Here is a 17,629-nt window from a genome sequence, read left to right on the forward strand (position 1 = left end):
TTGATACTGTTGTTGTAAAAGCCGTTTGGGCGAATGAGGAGAATCCGTTGAAAGGTTACCGGTTGGAAGGTATAACCTTAAGTTCCCCGACTGTCTTGTCGGTCAGTTATTACGATTCCTACGACTTCCTTGGTAAAAACGGTATTCCCGATGACGCAACGACAGCTTACAGCGAAACAGCCGGTTATGGCAAACGTTATGGAGATGATTGCAAAGGGCAGCAGACCGGAATCTTGACCGCCCGTTTTACTGACAGGGAATATACAGGCTTCATTTACTCGGCATTGTACTATGACGACCGCTACCGCGTTATCCAACGTAAGGGCAATAACGGGCAGCACGGTACTGAATCCGTTTATACGGCTTACAACTTCGAGGGTAGCCCAACGAAAGAGAAACATGTGCACATCGTTCCCGGACAGGCGTCGGTTACCGAGGTTCATACTTATACCTACGACCTTGCGAACCGCCTGTTGAAGAGCGTTTATCAATTGAATGACAAGGATTCTATCACTTTGGTTGACAATATTTACGACGAGGTCGGTCGTCTGTTTGTAGACAGGCGCAACGGTGTTCCTGAATTGCGTACTAATTACAGCTACAATCTCCGTTCTTGGCTGAAAGGAGTCAGCAGCCCGTTATTCAGCCAGACTTTGAACTATCAGGAGACTATTAATGATATTTCTCCTTGCTATAATGGTAATATCAGCAGTCTGTTTTGGCGTACGGCACAGAATAATGCTTCAAATGCATTGATTAGTTCTCCTGAAAAAGGCTATGGTTTTACCTATGACGGCCTTTCCCGCCTGAAAGACGCTGTATATGGTGAAGGTGCAAGCCTGAATCAAAACCGTAACCGTTTCAACGAACAGATAACCGGCTATGACAAAATGGGTAATATTCTGGGTCTGCTTCGTTACGGTCAAACGGGTACGGATTCTTACGGTCTGATTGACAACCTGAATCTGACCTACAATGGCAATCAACTAGAGTCCGTTTATGACAATGCCACCAACTGCGTATTTGGCAATGGTATGGAATTTAAGGATAATGCCGATGAGGCGGTAGAGTATGAATATGATAAAAACGGCAATCTGACTAAAGATTTAAACAAAAATATAAGTGGAATTCAATATAATATCTTAAATTTGCCTAGTCACATTAGCTTTGCTGACGGAAGTAGTATTGAATATGAATATGCGGCAGATGGCAGTAAAGTCCGTACTACGCATACTATAAACAATAACGTCACGTCCACTGTTTATTGTGGCAATGCGATCTATGAGAACGGCAGTTTGAAGATGTTGCTGAATGAAGTTGGTTATTATAGCTTCCAAGATAACAAGTTCCACTTTTACATTAAAGAGCATCAGGGAAATATCCGTATAGTTGCTGATGAAGCCGGTAAAGTCGATGAAGTGAATGATTATTATCCTCTTGGCGGATTGATGTCTAATGTATGCAATAATGTGCAGCCTTATAAGTATAATGGTAAAGAGCTGGATCGGAAAGGCGGATTGAATTGGTATGATTATGGGGCGAGACATTATGATGCGATGATTGGACGTTGGCACGTGGTGGATTCGATGGCGGAGAAATATTATGGTTGGAGTCCGTATACGTATTGTTTGGCAAATCCGATAAAATATGTAGATATTATTGGTGCTTTTACATCTCCTTATTACACAGAGGATGGTCAATTTTTGGGCGTAGATGAAAATGGGTTTACAGGTAATATTTACATTACAGATGAGGAAGTTTTTGAAAAGTATTCTAAAAACGGAATTGCTAATTCAAAAGATATTCAGAAAGATATGAATACTATTTTAATGAAAGATAAACTTTTAACTTCAGCAGCTGAATCTCATATATATACAGATATACTAAAGAAAAGCACGGATGCAAAACTTGATGTGTCGCAACTTTATAACGGTGAAGTGTCAATTGTGGAAGATGTGGTGAAGAGAAAAGATGAGGTTGTAGGGGTAGGATATAATAATCCAGAAGGGCATAGAAATGCTCCTAAGTACAGTCAATCGTATGTTGATGGAAAAATTAGAGTAACTGTAGCACAAGGTTCTAATCAGCATGATTTATATACAGTAGAAAGTGTGCAAAACTATTTAGGGGTGCATGAGTATTATGGTCATGGAATCAACAATTGGAGTCAAAAGGATACACATTGGAAATGTTATAATGCTCAAATGAATCATCCAACTTTTAGTAAATTACCTAAAGATCAACAATATGAAATCAAAACAAGAAAATATCACTATTATATCAATCGTAATCGTTAGGCGATTTATATGTTTTTTCGGTATAGCGATAATATTTGTGCTCAATGGGTATGCTCAAATAAACGAGTTGTCAATAGAATTGGAAATAGTAAGTATCAGTAAAGGAGATTATCATCCGAGTCCTCAAGAGTTGGTTAAAGGAGATACTTTTCCAAAACGAATTGATTTTGAATTCATTGTATATAACAATAGTAATAAAATGCTTATGATTGGCTCAAATACTCGTTGTTATTATCATTTTGATGGAAAAGATACTAACTGTGAAGAAATAGGACGTTTCTTAATGATAAATGGTATGGATACTATTCCTCTTTATACGGACAGGTATTATTTGCATCCTAACCCGCATTCTGGCGTAAAAGCGATTTGGGGAATTATAGAAAGTTCAAAGGATTCTAAGACTTGTCCCATATTTACTCCATTTCTTAGGCGTTGGACTAATGTGGGCAACGATAACATTAAAGAACTTTATAACTATTTGAAATCTTCTCGTTTTGTATATGTTCCAATACTAGCAGATTATCAAAGAGCACTTAATAAAATTAACAATAAATCAATAATTGACTGTATTATTTATCCTCGTAATACACTTGAGGTGAAAAAGAAAGAGCCTTTTTCTGTTTTTGTTGGTTATTCAGAGGAGAAGGATCATGACTATATTTATCCTTCAGAAGATAAATAAAAACGAGATATTAGGAGTATGGTATTTTATCTAGATTATTGTCTTACCCTGATATAGGTTGACTATTTTGTAATCTCATTTGGTTGTTACCCTGATATGGAACTAGAAATTATTCTGTGTCAGGGTATTTTTTACATAAATGCGGAAATGAAAAGTTGTTTTCTCAATGTAATATCTTAAATTTGCCTAGTCACATTACGTTTGGCAATGACTATAGTATTGAATAGAAATATGTAGTAGGCAGGGAAATCTATGTGTGATGTAACTTGCTGAAATTGAAGTACAGTGATTTGACGGTTGATATGAGTGCTGTAGAACTATATGTGAGAGATAAACAAGGTAAGCTAATTAAAGATGTGTGTAACACGAGTGTTATAAATGGATTAAGAGGATATAACAGCATTGGCTGTAAATAATGTAAGTAAGGCTATAATGTACTTGGACTGCCTATAATATAACGATGTTACAACTTGTGAGGAATAGTAAAGTTAATCAGTGCTATTTTGAGGTTGATGTATAGGTTTAAAAAATAATTGATTATGAAAAAGTATTTTATGCTAATAGTGTTATTGATTGGAGTACTATCATGCAGAATAGATAAGGCTGGTAGTTATGAGATGAAAGTGTTTAATGAGATTTTTGATAACTTGGTTGAGGAGATGGGAGCATTAAGTAGTTTTGAAATTCCTCCTCCAATACCATTTCTTGATAACAACAATCCAATAGCGTATGACACTGTTGGATATGATAAAAAGATTGTTGAGATTGAGAGAAAAAATAGAAAAATGAGAGATACGACCTTTGTTATTGCTGTTTTTGATACTCTATTCACTTGTTGTAATCTAAATTTAGATGTTGAATATATCGGAAAACAATTAATAGAGCCGGATTATACCGAGGCACTTAACTCTATGAATAAACAATCAATACAAAGTCGTCCACTGGATTTGTCTGAAATAGAGAATAGAAAACGGTTCATATTGAAATACACTTCAGAGTTTCCCGAAGGATTTAAGATATGGGAAAGAGAAAACTATAATTTTCTTTTTTCAGGAATATTGAGAATGTCGAGGATATACTTTGATAAAGAAAAGCGAGTTGGACTTTTTTATTGTTCTTATGCTTGTGGGCGGCTTTGCGGAGAGGAAACAATTATATGTATTCGCAAAATTAATAAAAAATGGATCATTGAAAAAGTAGTAGAGCTGGGTGTATCGTAATAGTTATCTCTATAAAGAACCATTATGAAGATTATGGTTGCAAATTATCTGGAAATTCAGCTAAGAATCAATGAAATGTGTCTTATTTCAGTAAACAGGAGAACGATTTTGTTGCATATAATATATCATGTACTAATCCTGTATTTGGTAATGGTTTGTAACTCAAGAACAATGTCAATGAATCAGATAAAGATGATAAAATAGCAATCTGGCTAACGATTTAAACAAGGAGATATTTGGAGTTTGATATATAATTGTTTAAATTTGTCTAATAAGATGCAGTTTGAAAATGATGACAGTATTTTTTTATGATGCAGATGTAACTAAGGCTTGGTGTTGTATATCTAACAAGTATGGCTCTGTATCTCTTTTGATGATTGGATGGCTGATGTATATAGAATTGTATACAAAATAACCACAGATGATTTAAAGTCAAATAATGAGTTAATATGAAAATAATAATAAAATTAATACCATATTATTGGATTATTCAAGGTCTATTAATTGCGATAACTATTCGAGGATTGGGTAGCTTACCATTTATTGGATGCATATTATTGATAGTTTGTACTATATTACATCAAAAAGTAAATGCTAAATACACAAAAGTGTTTTCAATATTATATATGATATATTCAATTATATTCATAATCATACAGGGGATCGTATTTCTTTTCTTCGGTTTTTATAATATTCATATTTTGATATTAATAGTTGCTATATTGAATGTTGCTTTATCGTTTATACAGTTGAGATATTCTGATAAATAATATATTAAATTAGCGTAGCTACATGTCTACGCGTCAGCAGAACATACAAGAAATAAACTAAATAAGCACCCAAAAGATCAAAAAGAAAAGCTCAAGATAGAGGTGGTGAAAAAGGAGATGTGCGAAGAACTAGATATAAATAGTAAGGTATGGAAAAAGGAAAATTGTATTCGTTTGAAATAAAAGGTTGGAAAGAACCTATATGCGGAATCGTTGAGGCATTTAGTGTTGATTGGATATTAATAAAATGGATTATTAATGATTTTCTGTTTGATGGATATTCTGTGATTCAGAGGAGGCATATAAAGAAATGCTTTCAAGATGAGAATCTCTTATTTAAAGAATCTGTATTACGAGCAAAAGGTGTAATGGATATTCCTACTCCAGAAATTCCTATAGATAGCAAAAGTGCACCTCTTAAATGGTTTTGTGATAATATGAATATCGTTCTTGTATCTCCTATAGATGAATCAGTCTGTGATGTGGGAAAAATAACGAAAGTTTTAAATAGAGTTTTTTATCTTAAAACGATGGATTGTGAGGGAAAATGGGATAATGTTTACGATAATTGTTTACTAAGTGAAATTGTGTCATTTAGTATTGATACTGATTATGTGAAGTCTCTATTGATTTACAGTCTGAAATTTGAAAAATAGGAATTGATTAAAGTTTTTATTTTATGGAAAATAAAAGACTATATACTATTTATATTAAAAACTGGAAGGATCCCATATCGGGAATAATAGAATCATCTTCCAATTATTGGGTATTAATAAAAAGGATACCTAATGATTACATATTGGATGGGTTTGCATTTATTCAAAAATGTCATATAGAATCATACAAACGCACAGAGGAAGATCGTTTTAAAGAGAAAATATTGATAGCTAAAGGGATTATGGATATACCAGTCCCAGAATTCTCTATATCTAATAGGTTGGATCTTTTGAATAGGCTCAATGCTCTGCAATGTGTTGTTGAAATTCAAACAGATCTGGAATCCTCTTTTTTTATTGGAAAGCTAGAAGAGGTGAAAACCTCCATTTTTCGATGGAAATCAATGGATAATCGAGGAAAATGGGAAAATGATCTTCGTCAATTGCGAGTTAGAGATATTGTTTCTATTAACGTAAATACTGATTATGTCACTTCATTAGTGGCCTATAATCAATCTCTTTAAAGTCAAAGATAGAGTTGTCCTGATACGAGCTGTTAAAACTACTCTTATACTGTACCAGAGACAACTCTTCTATTAAAAGTCCTTAACAAAACCCCAATCCATCACTTTTTATTTGTTTCTTTGCACCAAATTCGGGTATAGTGTTGTCTTGTCATTCGAGGCAGCACTTAATTTTGCTTAGATAGTTAATGGAGAAACTCAGTATAAATGCTTGTCCGGTGTGTGGCGGTGCGCACTTGAAACGCGTCATGACTTGTACGGATTTTTATGCTTCGGGCGAACAGTTTGAACTGTATTCGTGTGAGGACTGTGGATTTACATTCACACAAGGAGTTCCCGTGGAAGCAGAGATAGGCAAGTATTATGAGACTCCCGACTATATCTCTCACACTGATACGCGCAAAGGCGCGATGAATAATATCTACCATTATGTACGTTCCTATATGCTGGGCCGCAAAGCGCGCCTGGTAGCTAAGGAAGCGCATCGTAAAACAGGGCGCTTGCTCGATATAGGTACGGGAACTGGTTACTTTTCTGATACGATGGTTCGTCGGGGATGGAAGGTAGAGGCAGTGGAGAAAAGCCCACAGGCACGTGAGTTTGCGAAGTTGCATTTCGATCTGGACGTAAAGCCCGAATCGGCTTTGAAAGAGTTTGCTCCCGGCAGCTTTGATGTTATCACCCTTTGGCATGTGATGGAACATTTGGAACACCTTGATGAAGTGTGGCAGCGACTTCATGAGTTGCTGACAGAAAAAGGAGTATTGATTGTAGCTGTACCCAACTGCTCTTCTTATGATGCTCAACGCTACGGCGAGTATTGGGCGGCATACGACGTTCCCCGTCATCTCTGGCATTTTACTCCGGGCACTATACAACAACTGGCTTCCCGTCATGGCTTTATCATGGCGGCGCGTCATCCGATGCCGTTCGATGCGTTCTACGTATCCATGTTGAGCGAGAAACATCGTGGAAGTTCGTGCAGTTTCCTGAAAGGGATGTTTGCCGGAACGTTAGCGTGGTTTAATGCTTTAGGACGGAAAGAACGCAGTAGTTCCATGATTTATGTATTCCGAAAAAAGAGATAACGCATGAGAAATCAACACAAATATAAGTCAGGTTCGATCTTCGACATGCAGTTCATCACGTCGAGTATCAGTACGACACTGGTGTTGCTGCTGTTAGGACTGGTTGTCTTTTTCGTATTGACGGCGCACAATCTTTCCGTATACGTCCGCGAGAATATCAGTTTCTCCGTTCTTATCAGTGACGACATGAAAGAAGCGGATATACTGAAACTTCAGAAAAAACTGAATCAGGAACCTTTCGTGAAACAATCCGAATACATCTCTAAAAAACAAGCATTGAAAGAGCAGACGGAGGCAATGGGAACTGACCCGGAAGAATTCCTGGGCTATAACCCCTTTACCGCTTCCATCGAAATCAAGCTCCATTCCGACTATGCCAACTCCGACAGCATCGCGAGGATAGAGAAAATGATTAAAAAGAACACCAATATTCAAGACGTGCTCTATCGAAAGGAACTGATTGACGCTGTGAATGATAACATTCGAAATATCAGCCTGGTGCTACTCGCTCTGGCAGTGGTGCTCACTTTTATTTCTTTTGCTCTGATAAACAATACAATAAGGCTGGCCATCTACTCGAAACGCTTCCTCATTCATACAATGAAACTGGTAGGGGCGAGTTGGGGATTCATCCGAGGACCATTCCTCCGAAAGAATGTATGGAGCGGAATACTGGCAGCCATTGTTGCCGATTCCGTATTGATGGGAACCGCCTATTGGGCGGTGACGTACGAGCAGGAATTGCTTCAGGTCATCACGCCTGAAGTCATGTTGATTGTCTGTGCAAGCGTATTGGTATTTGGAATTGTAATAACGTGGCTATGTGCCTATTTCTCGATGAATAAATACTTGAGAATGAAAGCAAACAGCCTGTACTATATTTAGCGGATGGCGATCGGCTGATTGCAAACCTGTGTTTGTGTGTGGTTAGCATCCGTAACGCCCGGCTGATAGATTAAGGGAATGATTGTAATTAGTAATTTGTAATTAAATAAACTATGTCTGACAAGCAGAAATTTGCCTTTGATAAAGTGAACTTTATCTTGCTCGCGATAGGGATGGCGATTGTTATTATCGGCTTTCTATTGATGACGGGACCTACATCGTCCGAAACCTCTTTTGAACCCGATATTTTCAGTGTACGCAGAATCAAGGTAGCGCCGGTCGTTTGCCTGTTTGGTTTCTTGTCTATGATATATGCCGTGTTGCGTAAACCTAAAACAAAAGTAGAACAATAAAGAAATATGAGTTGGTTAGAAGCATTAATCCTTGGGCTGATTCAGGGGTTGACAGAGTACTTGCCTGTAAGCAGTAGTGGTCATTTGGCCATTGGGGCGGCATTGTTTGGGATACAGGGGGAGGAGAATCTGGCATTCACGATTGTGGTACATGTAGCTACGGTGTGTAGTACATTGGTGATTCTGTGGAAGGAGATAGACTGGATTTTCCGCGGCTTGTTCAAGTTCAGGATGAATGATGAGACGCGATATGTCATCAACATATTGATTTCAATGATCCCGATTGGTATCGTAGGAGTGTTCTTTAAGGATTATGTGGAGACGATTTTCGGTTCGGGACTGCTGATTGTGGGCTGTATGTTGTTGTTGACTGCCGCCCTGCTGACTTTCTCTTATTACTATAAGCCGCGTCAGAAAGAAAAAATCTCGATGAAGGATGCTTTGATTATCGGTATCGCACAAGCTTGCGCGGTTATGCCGGGGTTATCCCGTTCGGGGTCTACCATTGCTACGGGGCTTCTGTTGGGTGACAACAAGGCGAAATTGGCACAATTTTCTTTCCTGATGGTTATTCCGCCTATCTTGGGGGAAGCGTTACTCGATGGAATGAAGATGATGAATGGCGAAGATGTGGTAGGTGATATTCCTGCGTTGTCGCTGATTGTCGGTTTTCTGGCTGCTTTCGTGGCGGGTTGCCTGGCTTGTAAGTGGATGATTAATGTGGTGAAGAAAGGAAAACTGATCTATTTCGCTATTTATTGCGCGATAGCAGGGTTGGTAACGATTATATTGAGCTGATGAATTTTAAAAAAGGAGAAGTACTGTTTTTCAATAAACCTCTTGGCTGGACTTCATTTAAGGTAGTAGGGCACGCCCGCTATCATATTTGCCGTCGGATCGGAGTGAAAAAACTAAAAGTCGGCCATGCCGGAACACTGGACCCTCTTGCAACGGGGGTGATGATTGTATGCACAGGCAAGGCAACCAAACGAATAGAAGAGTTTCAATATCACACGAAGGAGTACGTCGCAACGTTGCGTTTGGGTGCTACTACCCCGTCATACGATTTGGAACATGAGATAGATGCCACCTACCCTACCGAGCATATCACAAGGGAGCTGGTGGAAGAAGTGTTGACGCGCTTTATCGGTGCCATCGATCAGGTGCCTCCTGCTTTCTCTGCCTGTATGGTAGATGGTAAACGTGCCTACGAACTGGCCCGGAAAGGCGAAGAAGTCGAACTAAAAGCAAAACAGCTTGTTATCGACGAGATTGAATTGCTGGAATGTCGCCTGGACGATCCGGAACCGATGATTCAAATCCGTGTCGTATGCAGCAAAGGAACATATATTCGTGCTCTGGCGCGTGATATTGGTGAAGCGCTCCATAGTGGAGCCCATCTGACAGGATTGATCCGCACCCGTGTAGGTGACGTCCGGTTGGAAGACTGCCTGAACCCCGAACACTTTAAAGAGTGGATTGACGGACAGGAAATAGAAAATGAGGAAGAAAATAATTAACGTAATAAGGAATAGATATGAAATTATCACAATTCAAATTTAAGTTACCCGAGGATAAGATCGCTCTACATCCTATGAAATATAGGGATGAGTCTCGTTTGATGGTATTGCATCGTAATACAGGTAAGATTGAGCACAAGATGTTCAAAGATGTGTTGGACTACTTTGATGATAAAGATGTGTTTATATTCAACGATACGAAGGTATTCCCTGCCCGTTTGTATGGTAACAAGGAAAAGACAGGTGCTCGTATCGAAGTATTCTTGTTGCGTGAGTTGAATGAAGAACTTCGTTTGTGGGACGTATTGGTCGATCCGGCACGTAAGATCCGTATCGGTAACAAACTGTATTTCGGTCCGGACGATTCGATGGTGGCCGAAGTGATTGATAACACTACTTCCCGTGGGCGTACGCTCCGTTTCCTTTATGACGGACCTCATGATGAGTTCAAAAAGGCTTTGTACTCTTTGGGTGAGACCCCACTTCCCCACTCTATCATCAACCGTCCTGTGGAACCGGAAGATGCAGAACGCTTCCAGTCTATCTTTGCGAAGAACGAAGGTGCGGTGACTGCTCCGACTGCTAGTTTGCACTTCAGCCGTGAGTTGATGAAACGTTTGGAAATCAAAGGTATAGACTTTGCATATATCACTTTGCACGCTGGTTTGGGTAACTTCCGCGACATCGACGTAGAAGACTTGACAAAGCATAAGATGGATTCGGAACAAATGTTTGTAAACGAAATGGCGGTGAAAACTGTTAACCGTGCCAAAGATAACGGCAGAAATGTTTGTGCGGTAGGTACGACCGTAATGCGTGCTATTGAAAGCGCAGTCAGCACCGACGGACATTTGAAGGAATTCGAAGGGTGGACTAATAAGTTTATCTTCCCTCCGTATGAGTTTACCGTAGCCAATTCAATGATTTCCAATTTCCACATGCCACTTTCTACCCTGCTGATGATTGTAGCTGCATTCGGTGGTTATGACCAGGTGATGGATGCTTACCATGTAGCATTGAAGGAAGGTTACCGTTTCGGCACGTATGGAGATGCAATGCTGATTCTGGACAAATAATGGCAAAAGTATATTTGGGACTTGGTACTAACCTTGGAGATAAAGAACAGAATCTCCGGGATGCCGTGCAAAAAATAGAAGAGCAGGTAGGGAACGTAGTTTCCCTGTCTGCTTTTTATGTTACTGCCCCCTGGGGCTTTGCTTCTGAAAACAGTTTCCTGAATGCGGCCGCTTGTGTAGAAACGGAATTATCTCCATTGGAAGTATTGCAAGAGACGCAAATGATTGAAAAGGAGCTGGGGCGTACCAAAAAGTCCGTCAATGGAATATATAGCGACCGCCTGATTGATATTGACCTGTTACTTTATGAAGATTTAGTGCTTTCTGTGACCTCTGCTTCCGGAGCAGAGTTAACCCTCCCCCATCCGTTGATGGCAGAACGTGACTTCGTTATGAAACCACTAGCGGAAATTGCTCCGGACATCTTGCACCCTGTGTTGGGAAAGACAATGAAAGGTATTTTGAACGCACTCTAACCCCTGTTCGGTGGGCATATATACTCACCGTATTGGGCATATATGTACAGCGTATTGGATATATATATCCAGTATGGTGAGTATATATACGCACCAAACAGACTATTTATTTCTTTTTCTCCGCAATAAACACCGGCAAATAGGCGATGCATCCTATCAGTACTGCATACAGCAAATGAATCTCCTGAAACGGCTTGTCGATGAAATGGCAAACAATGGCATAGATAGCAATCGTGAATCCTACATAGAACGCCAGCACCAAAAGCGTTTTTAATTTCTTATTTAGAATCATTATAAATCTATTTATGTGTTAAATACGTGGCAAAGATACTCATTATCTCCAAAATCTCTTTATCTTTGCAACCGAAATGAAAGTGTGGACAGATTTGAGTAGCTTGCAACCACGGAAAAAAATGCTAAAACACGTCTGATTGACGCCTTTCGGCTTATCCTTTGCAGCACTCGCCTCTCCTACTCTCTCATTCTTGATTCTTATTTTTTAATTCTTAATTTAAGAAAGATGGGATACTTATTTACATCCGAATCGGTGTCAGAAGGACACCCCGACAAGGTAGCCGATCAAATATCGGATGCCGTGCTTGACAAACTGTTGGCTTACGACCCCAGTTCGAAAGTAGCTTGCGAAACACTAGTGACTACCGGACAAGTGGTGCTAGCGGGTGAAGTGAAAACAAAAGCGTACGTTGACCTACAACTCATCGCACGCGAAGTGATTAAGAAAATCGGTTATACCAAAGGAGAGTACATGTTCGAAAGCAACTCTTGTGGTGTACTTTCCGCTATTCATGAGCAAAGCCCCGATATCAACCGTGGTGTAGAGCGTCAGGATCCGATGGAACAGGGTGCAGGCGACCAGGGAATGATGTTTGGTTATGCTACCAATGAAACGGAAAACTACATGCCGCTTTCTCTTGATTTGGCACACCGCATTCTGCAAGTGCTGGCCGACATCCGTCGTGAAGGAAAGGTAATGACTTACCTCCGCCCCGATGCCAAAAGCCAGGTTACTATCGAATATGATGACAACGGAACGCCTGTCCGTATCGATACAATCGTTGTTTCTACACAACATGATGACTTTATCCAACCGGAAGATGACTCTCAAGCTGCTCAACTGAAAGCTGACGAAGAAATGTTGTCTATCATCCGCCGTGATGTGATCGAGATTCTGATGCCTCGTGTAATTGCTTCTATTCATCACGATAAGGTATTGGCACTGTTCAATGATAAAATCATCTATCATGTGAATCCTACCGGAAAATTTGTAATCGGTGGTCCTCACGGAGATACCGGTTTGACCGGTCGTAAGATTATCGTTGATACTTATGGCGGTAAAGGTGCTCACGGTGGTGGCGCTTTCTCCGGAAAAGATCCTAGTAAGGTAGACCGTAGTGCAGCTTATGCAGCACGTCACATCGCAAAGAATATGGTTGCGGCAGGTGTAGCAGACGAAATGCTTGTACAGGTGAGCTATGCTATCGGTGTGGCTCGTCCGATCAATATCTTTGTCGATACTTACGGCCGTTCTCACGTCAACATGACTGATGGCGAGATTGCGCGTGTTATCGACCAATTGTTCGATCTTCGTCCGAAAGCTATCGAGGAACGTCTGAAACTTCGTAATCCTATTTATCAGGAAACAGCTGCTTACGGTCACATGGGACGTGAACCGCAAGTGATAACGAAGAAATTTTTCTCTCGTTACGAAGGAGACAAAACTGTGGAAGTGGAACTCTTTACATGGGAAAAACTCGACTACGTAGATAAAATTAAAGCTGCTTTTGGTCTGTAAAACAGTCTGAAACAGGGCTTAACTTGTTAAGAAAGAGCTGCAATTTCAACTTCCTTTAATGGAAATTGAAGTTGTAGCTCTTGATTTTTAATAAGTTATATTTAAATAAATGTTTTTTGGCTACTAAGTATGTTTTATCGGAAATTGCTACTTTTGTATCGTAAAATAAAACAGACTGCTAAATGAAAACAAGATGTTGTTGTTCTAAACGCTATTTATTGGTGTTCTCTATTTTACTTGTCAGCGTAGGTAGCATTTTTATGTCTGTCTCTCTTTCTTCCTGTTCCTCTCCTTCAGTGAAGAATCCATTGTTATTATGCGCTGATTCATTAATGGAGACATATCCAGATAGTGCTTTGTCTATTTTGGAATCAATTACTTATCCACAGAAGATGCCACGTGCTGACCGGGCGCTTTATGCGCTACTGCTCACCCAGGCACGGCATAAAAACTATATTGCTTTAGAGGATGATTCGTTGATAAAAACGGCTGTTGACTATTATGGCGATAAGAAGAAAAGTCTGCGTGCTGCAAAGGCTCATTATTACTGGGGAGCTACTTATCGGGAGATGGGGTATACTTCATTTGCTGTAGAAGAGTATCTGACAGCAATTCGGCTGATGCCCGTTAGGGATGAATTCTTAGCAATGATTTATGATAACTTGGCGGAGTGTTATGCAAAAGATGGTTTGAATAATGTGGCTATGGAGGCTTATCGTGCAGCTTATCAGATATTAAAAGGAGAAAGAGCACAAGTATACCCATTAAGAGGGATCGCAGGCGTATTTTTCTCGCAAAGTGAGAAAGATAGTGCATTATGTTATTATCAACAAGCCCTTGATTGTGCATTGACAATGCAGAATTCTAGTATGATAGGTGCAATTTATCATGACTTTGCTATGGTTTATAATGAAGAGAAAGATTATATCCGAGCAGATCAATATATATCAAAAGCTATTCTAGCAATGGGGCAGGATGAAGCGACTAATGCTTATTTGTTAAAAGCTGAAATTATGCTTAATTTGAATAAGCTTGATTCTGCGAGCTATTTTTTTAATAAAAATATGGATTATCTCGATATTAATGGAAGGGCTGTATGTTATGATGGAATGTATCAAGTAGCAAAGAGAAAAGGTCAATGGGAAGCTGCGATGAAAAATATGGATGCATATAAGGTTCTTTATGATTCTATCCAAGTTATGGCTGACAATGAGGAACTTAATCGGCTCATGGACAAACATCAATTGGAGGAACATAAAAGGTTATTGTCTGAGCGTACAAAAACATTGGTTTTTAGTTTAGTTACTGTATTTTTTTCTTTGATGGTTATATGTATCTTCTGGTTTATGTGGAATGATAGGCGAAGGAAAAAGTATTATATTGATTTGCAACACGAATTAACTCAAAAACGAGTAGATACAATGTTGTTGAGAGAGGAGGAGGTTTCTGAATCTAATAAGGAACATATAAATAAGAAAAGGTCAGATCTGACGGAACAACAGATTCAATTGTGTATATCCGTACTTAAGACTACTAATTGTTACGATCAATTGGAGGCGTTAGAGGGAGCGACTCCTAAACAGTTATTGGCGATGCGTAGCTTGAGGAAGGAAATACGTTCTGATATTTCTAACGCTTTTGTTGATGTGATGATGAATCTTAAGGAACGCTGCCCTGCTTTAACTGGCGATGATATCTTTTTTTGTGTTCTTTCACTGCTTTGTTGTTCAAAAACTGTTGTGATGGAGTTGATGGATGCTACATCAGATGCTCTTAAAACACGTAAAAATCGTATAAAGAACAAAATGGATGCGCAAATTTTTGAACGGGTATTTGGTGTTGATAATCAGTGAAATAGGACATGGTTTCTTGGCTGTTTTGTTTTTAGGTAACTGAGTGTTACCATTGTTACCACATAAAAATCGTTTCTTTTGCTTCATCTGTGTATTTTTGAAGCGAAATTTTAAACTCAATTATTATGAAAGCTAAATTTTTTCCTCTTTTGTTATTGACTATTTTGCTTCAAATGAGTATGTTTTCTTATGCGCATGAGATGATATCTGCACGGCAGATTAAATTGAGAACTAAGACTGAGGTACAACATCGGTCTGTCCCTGTTACTCCTGCTGCTTGTATTGAAAACTCATTGTTGTCTATAGACCTTCTTTCTACTGTTCCTACTGTAACTGTTATCATAAAGAATGCAGAAACAGATGAAGTTGTTTATACGTCTACTGATTTAAATGTAGATAAGGTTTATATTGATCTTACAGGTGAGGAGAAAGGTAAATATACTTTGGAGATACAACTTCCAAAGGAGGCCTTTACCGGAGATTTTGAATTAGAATAAATCTTTGAAATATATATTATTTGCAACTAACATAATGATGATATACCTAAATCATTAACTGATGAAGCCCCGCTGTTGAAATATATGGCGCATTGCTGAAATGGCGATTAGATGACCGAAAGGGGAAAGATCGGTAAATTCTATCCGTGGGCTTAATAAACCTTGTGAAAGGCGCATAAAGGTATATTGAAACGTAGAATTAAAATCACTTTTTTAAATTGTATGCTGAATACTACTGGTAGGGTGTTCGAATGATTTTATGATTCGAATAATAAAGTTCATTCAGCAACAATTTGATACACCTGTTAGTAGATGAGATATCTGTGATAGATGTATTCTTTGTGAGAAAGGTTCTTGGACTTCTGGATAAGGAGTCCAAGATTTTTTTTATAGGGATAGATAAATGTAAAGATAAAAATGATCTCTGATTAAGTTGAATGTGAATAACGGAATTTTTTCGTAATTTTGCCTTCTCGATATAATAATGGATAGTGATGAAGATGAATCAGATAAATTCCGTATGTGTATATAGTGCTTCCAGTACCAAGATAGACGCTGTTTACTTCCAAGCAGCCGATACTCTCGGCTATCTGCTTGCCGAACACCGTATTCGTTTGATAAATGGAGCCGGAAGTATTGGCCTGATGCGTTCTGTGGCAGATGCTGTATTGAAAAATGGTGGTGAGGTGACAGGTGTGATTCCTCGTTTTATGGTGGAGCAAAACTGGCATCATACGGGATTGACAGAACTGATTGAAGTAGAATCCATGCACGAACGCAAGCGGAAGATGGCAGATTTGAGCGATGGTATTATTGCTTTGCCCGGTGGATGCGGTACCCTTGAAGAACTGCTGGAGATTATTACCTGGAAACAATTGGGATTATATCTCAATCCGATTGTAATCCTCAATATAAACGGATTCTTCGATCCACTCCTCGAAATGCTTGAAAAAGCTATTGATGAGAACTTTATGCGCCGGCAGCATGGCGATATATGGAAAGTGGCGCAGACGCCGGAAGAAGCGGTTCAATTGCTTTATGAAACTCCTGTATGGGACATTTCCATTCGTAAATTTGCAGCGATATGATAGGCGACACACTAAGTTCCCGAAGTGCGGATACGCTGTCCCTTCTTCGGCAGAACCAGACTAGTCCGGCAAAGGCGGACACTGATAGTCTGCAGTTGGTTGATCTTCATGCTGTGCAAGAAGTTGATTCCGGCTTTGAGGGGACACCTATCTCCTACTCTCCCCGCACGGACGATGCCATTGCGTTGACTTTGCTGGCTTGCTTCTTTCTTTCCTCCATAGCCTTGGCGCGCGGAAAGAAATTTCTCTCCCAACAGGTGAAAGACTTTGTATTGCACCGTGAACGAACGAGTATTTTTGATAGTTCTACGGCAGCCGATGTGCGTTATCTCCTTGTGCTTGTGTTGCAGACTTGTGTCTTGTCGGGTATCACATTTCTCAATTATTTTCATGATACATGCCCTGCTTTGATGAACCGGGTATCCCCCCTCCTTTTGCTGGGTATCTACGTTGGATTCTGCCTTGCTTATTTCTTACTAAAATGGCTGATTTACATGTTTCTTGGGTGGACGTTTTTTGATAAAAATAAGACAAATATATGGCTGGAATCCTATTCTGCGCTCATATATTATGTCGGATTTGCCCTCTTTCCATTCGTTCTTTTTCTAGTTTATTTTGATTTAAGTCTCACAAATTTGGTCATAATTGGGGCTATTATTTTAATTTTCACTAAAATATTGATGTTTTATAAGTGGATAAAGCTTTTTTTTCATCAATTTAGCGGGCTTTTCCTATTAATTTTGTACTTTTGCGCTCTTGAAATAGTACCTTGTTTGCTACTCTATCAAGGTATGATTCAAATGAACAATATTTTGCTAATAAAATTTTAGG

General features: G+C 39.2%; 18 protein-coding genes. 17 read left to right on the forward strand and 1 reads right to left on the reverse strand.

Annotation, left to right across the window (positions count from 1 at the left end):
- From DW173_RS03725 to folK, 12 genes are all read left to right on the forward strand, one after another.
- Window positions 1-2,297 (forward strand): RHS repeat domain-containing protein (locus DW173_RS03725; protein ID WP_233562091.1); only part of this gene is annotated, 2,297 nt, incomplete at its 5' end.
- The gene (locus DW173_RS03730) at window positions 2,248-2,979 is read left to right on the forward strand and encodes a hypothetical protein (RefSeq protein ID WP_008023715.1); all 732 of its coding nucleotides are present in this window, start codon (window positions 2,248-2,250) and stop codon (window positions 2,977-2,979) included. The genes DW173_RS03725 and DW173_RS03730, both read left to right, overlap by 50 nt.
- A 539-nt stretch (window positions 2,980-3,518) precedes the next feature.
- Window positions 3,519-4,199, forward strand: a complete 681-nt coding sequence (locus DW173_RS03735; protein WP_008023716.1) for a hypothetical protein — start codon at window positions 3,519-3,521, stop codon at window positions 4,197-4,199.
- 919 nt (window positions 4,200-5,118) lie between these two features.
- Window positions 5,119-5,625 carry a hypothetical protein gene (locus DW173_RS03745; protein WP_008023721.1) on the forward strand — a complete coding sequence of 169 codons (507 nt, stop codon included), beginning with the start codon at window positions 5,119-5,121 and terminating at the stop codon, window positions 5,623-5,625.
- Window positions 5,626-5,648: 23 nt separating this feature from the next.
- A complete protein-coding gene (locus DW173_RS03750; protein ID WP_008023722.1) occupies window positions 5,649-6,149 on the forward strand; it encodes a hypothetical protein in 501 nt (166 codons plus the stop codon).
- A 188-nt stretch (window positions 6,150-6,337) separates the two neighbouring features.
- A complete protein-coding gene (locus tag DW173_RS03755; RefSeq protein WP_004324184.1) occupies window positions 6,338-7,237 on the forward strand; it encodes a methyltransferase domain-containing protein in 900 nt (299 codons plus the stop codon).
- Window positions 7,238-7,240: 3 nt separating this feature from the next.
- Window positions 7,241-8,122, forward strand: coding sequence for a cell division protein FtsX (locus DW173_RS03760; RefSeq protein ID WP_008023725.1), 882 nt, complete (start codon window positions 7,241-7,243; stop codon window positions 8,120-8,122).
- A 113-nt stretch (window positions 8,123-8,235) separates the two neighbouring features.
- Window positions 8,236-8,475 (forward strand): DUF3098 domain-containing protein, encoded by a 240-nt coding sequence (locus DW173_RS03765; protein WP_008023727.1) that lies wholly within the window; start codon window positions 8,236-8,238, stop codon window positions 8,473-8,475.
- A gap of 6 nt (window positions 8,476-8,481) precedes the next feature.
- Entirely contained in the window at window positions 8,482-9,273 is a 792-nt protein-coding gene (locus tag DW173_RS03770) for an undecaprenyl-diphosphate phosphatase (RefSeq protein ID WP_008023730.1), read from the forward strand.
- A complete protein-coding gene (truB, locus tag DW173_RS03775; protein ID WP_004302892.1) occupies window positions 9,273-9,995 on the forward strand; it encodes a tRNA pseudouridine(55) synthase TruB in 723 nt (240 codons plus the stop codon). Before DW173_RS03770 ends, truB begins: the two co-directional genes overlap by 1 nt.
- Window positions 9,996-10,012: 17 nt before the next feature.
- A complete protein-coding gene (gene queA, locus DW173_RS03780) occupies window positions 10,013-11,071 on the forward strand; it encodes a tRNA preQ1(34) S-adenosylmethionine ribosyltransferase-isomerase QueA (RefSeq protein ID WP_004302895.1) in 1,059 nt (352 codons plus the stop codon).
- The gene (gene folK / locus DW173_RS03785) at window positions 11,071-11,547 is read left to right on the forward strand and encodes a 2-amino-4-hydroxy-6-hydroxymethyldihydropteridine diphosphokinase (RefSeq protein ID WP_087317994.1); all 477 of its coding nucleotides are present in this window, start codon (window positions 11,071-11,073) and stop codon (window positions 11,545-11,547) included. Before queA ends, folK begins: the two co-directional genes overlap by 1 nt.
- Before the next feature lie 106 nt (window positions 11,548-11,653).
- Here folK and DW173_RS03790 read toward each other — a convergent pair whose 3' ends face one another.
- Complete coding sequence (locus tag DW173_RS03790; protein WP_087317993.1) at window positions 11,654-11,839, reverse strand: hypothetical protein; 186 nt, start codon at window positions 11,837-11,839, stop codon at window positions 11,654-11,656.
- A 228-nt stretch (window positions 11,840-12,067) separates the two neighbouring features.
- Between DW173_RS03790 and metK the strand changes: the two genes are divergently transcribed.
- The 5 genes from metK (at window position 12,068) to DW173_RS03815 (ending at window position 17,628) form a co-directional block, all read left to right on the forward strand.
- Window positions 12,068-13,360 carry a methionine adenosyltransferase gene (gene metK / locus DW173_RS03795; protein ID WP_008023738.1) on the forward strand — a complete coding sequence of 431 codons (1,293 nt, stop codon included), beginning with the start codon at window positions 12,068-12,070 and terminating at the stop codon, window positions 13,358-13,360.
- A gap of 182 nt (window positions 13,361-13,542) precedes the next feature.
- Window positions 13,543-15,213, forward strand: a complete 1,671-nt coding sequence (locus DW173_RS03800; RefSeq protein ID WP_049701499.1) for a tetratricopeptide repeat protein — start codon at window positions 13,543-13,545, stop codon at window positions 15,211-15,213.
- Window positions 15,214-15,338: 125 nt separating this feature from the next.
- Window positions 15,339-15,710 carry a DUF3244 domain-containing protein gene (locus DW173_RS03805; RefSeq protein ID WP_009040712.1) on the forward strand — a complete coding sequence of 124 codons (372 nt, stop codon included), beginning with the start codon at window positions 15,339-15,341 and terminating at the stop codon, window positions 15,708-15,710.
- Between the two features lie 500 nt (window positions 15,711-16,210).
- Window positions 16,211-16,798 carry a TIGR00730 family Rossman fold protein gene (locus DW173_RS03810; RefSeq protein ID WP_061447943.1) on the forward strand — a complete coding sequence of 196 codons (588 nt, stop codon included), beginning with the start codon at window positions 16,211-16,213 and terminating at the stop codon, window positions 16,796-16,798.
- Window positions 16,795-17,628 (forward strand): DUF4271 domain-containing protein, encoded by an 834-nt coding sequence (locus tag DW173_RS03815; protein ID WP_008641572.1) that lies wholly within the window; start codon window positions 16,795-16,797, stop codon window positions 17,626-17,628. Before DW173_RS03810 ends, DW173_RS03815 begins: the two co-directional genes overlap by 4 nt.
- Window position 17,629: the final 1 nt, after the last annotated feature.

It is taken from the genome of Bacteroides sp. AM16-13 (assembly GCF_003602705.1).
GTDB lineage: Bacteria > Bacteroidota > Bacteroidia > Bacteroidales > Bacteroidaceae > Bacteroides > Bacteroides xylanisolvens.

Coding starts and splice junctions, on each gene's coding strand:
- DW173_RS03730 (WP_008023715.1), top strand. CDS start 2,248: ATGAAATCAAAACAAGAAAATATCACTATTATATCAATCGTAATCGTT.
- DW173_RS03735 (WP_008023716.1), top strand. CDS start 3,519: ATGAAAAAGTATTTTATGCTAATAGTGTTATTGATTGGAGTACTATCA.
- DW173_RS03745 (WP_008023721.1), top strand. CDS start 5,119: ATGGAAAAAGGAAAATTGTATTCGTTTGAAATAAAAGGTTGGAAAGAA.
- DW173_RS03750 (WP_008023722.1), top strand. CDS start 5,649: ATGGAAAATAAAAGACTATATACTATTTATATTAAAAACTGGAAGGAT.
- DW173_RS03755 (WP_004324184.1), top strand. CDS start 6,338: ATGGAGAAACTCAGTATAAATGCTTGTCCGGTGTGTGGCGGTGCGCAC.
- DW173_RS03760 (WP_008023725.1), top strand. CDS start 7,241: ATGAGAAATCAACACAAATATAAGTCAGGTTCGATCTTCGACATGCAG.
- DW173_RS03765 (WP_008023727.1), top strand. CDS start 8,236: ATGTCTGACAAGCAGAAATTTGCCTTTGATAAAGTGAACTTTATCTTG.
- DW173_RS03770 (WP_008023730.1), top strand. CDS start 8,482: ATGAGTTGGTTAGAAGCATTAATCCTTGGGCTGATTCAGGGGTTGACA.
- truB (WP_004302892.1), top strand. CDS start 9,273: ATGAATTTTAAAAAAGGAGAAGTACTGTTTTTCAATAAACCTCTTGGC.
- queA (WP_004302895.1), top strand. CDS start 10,013: ATGAAATTATCACAATTCAAATTTAAGTTACCCGAGGATAAGATCGCT.
- folK (WP_087317994.1), top strand. CDS start 11,071: ATGGCAAAAGTATATTTGGGACTTGGTACTAACCTTGGAGATAAAGAA.
- DW173_RS03790 (WP_087317993.1), bottom strand. CDS start 11,839: ATGATTCTAAATAAGAAATTAAAAACGCTTTTGGTGCTGGCGTTCTAT.
- metK (WP_008023738.1), top strand. CDS start 12,068: ATGGGATACTTATTTACATCCGAATCGGTGTCAGAAGGACACCCCGAC.
- DW173_RS03800 (WP_049701499.1), top strand. CDS start 13,543: ATGAAAACAAGATGTTGTTGTTCTAAACGCTATTTATTGGTGTTCTCT.
- DW173_RS03805 (WP_009040712.1), top strand. CDS start 15,339: ATGAAAGCTAAATTTTTTCCTCTTTTGTTATTGACTATTTTGCTTCAA.
- DW173_RS03810 (WP_061447943.1), top strand. CDS start 16,211: ATGAATCAGATAAATTCCGTATGTGTATATAGTGCTTCCAGTACCAAG.
- DW173_RS03815 (WP_008641572.1), top strand. CDS start 16,795: ATGATAGGCGACACACTAAGTTCCCGAAGTGCGGATACGCTGTCCCTT.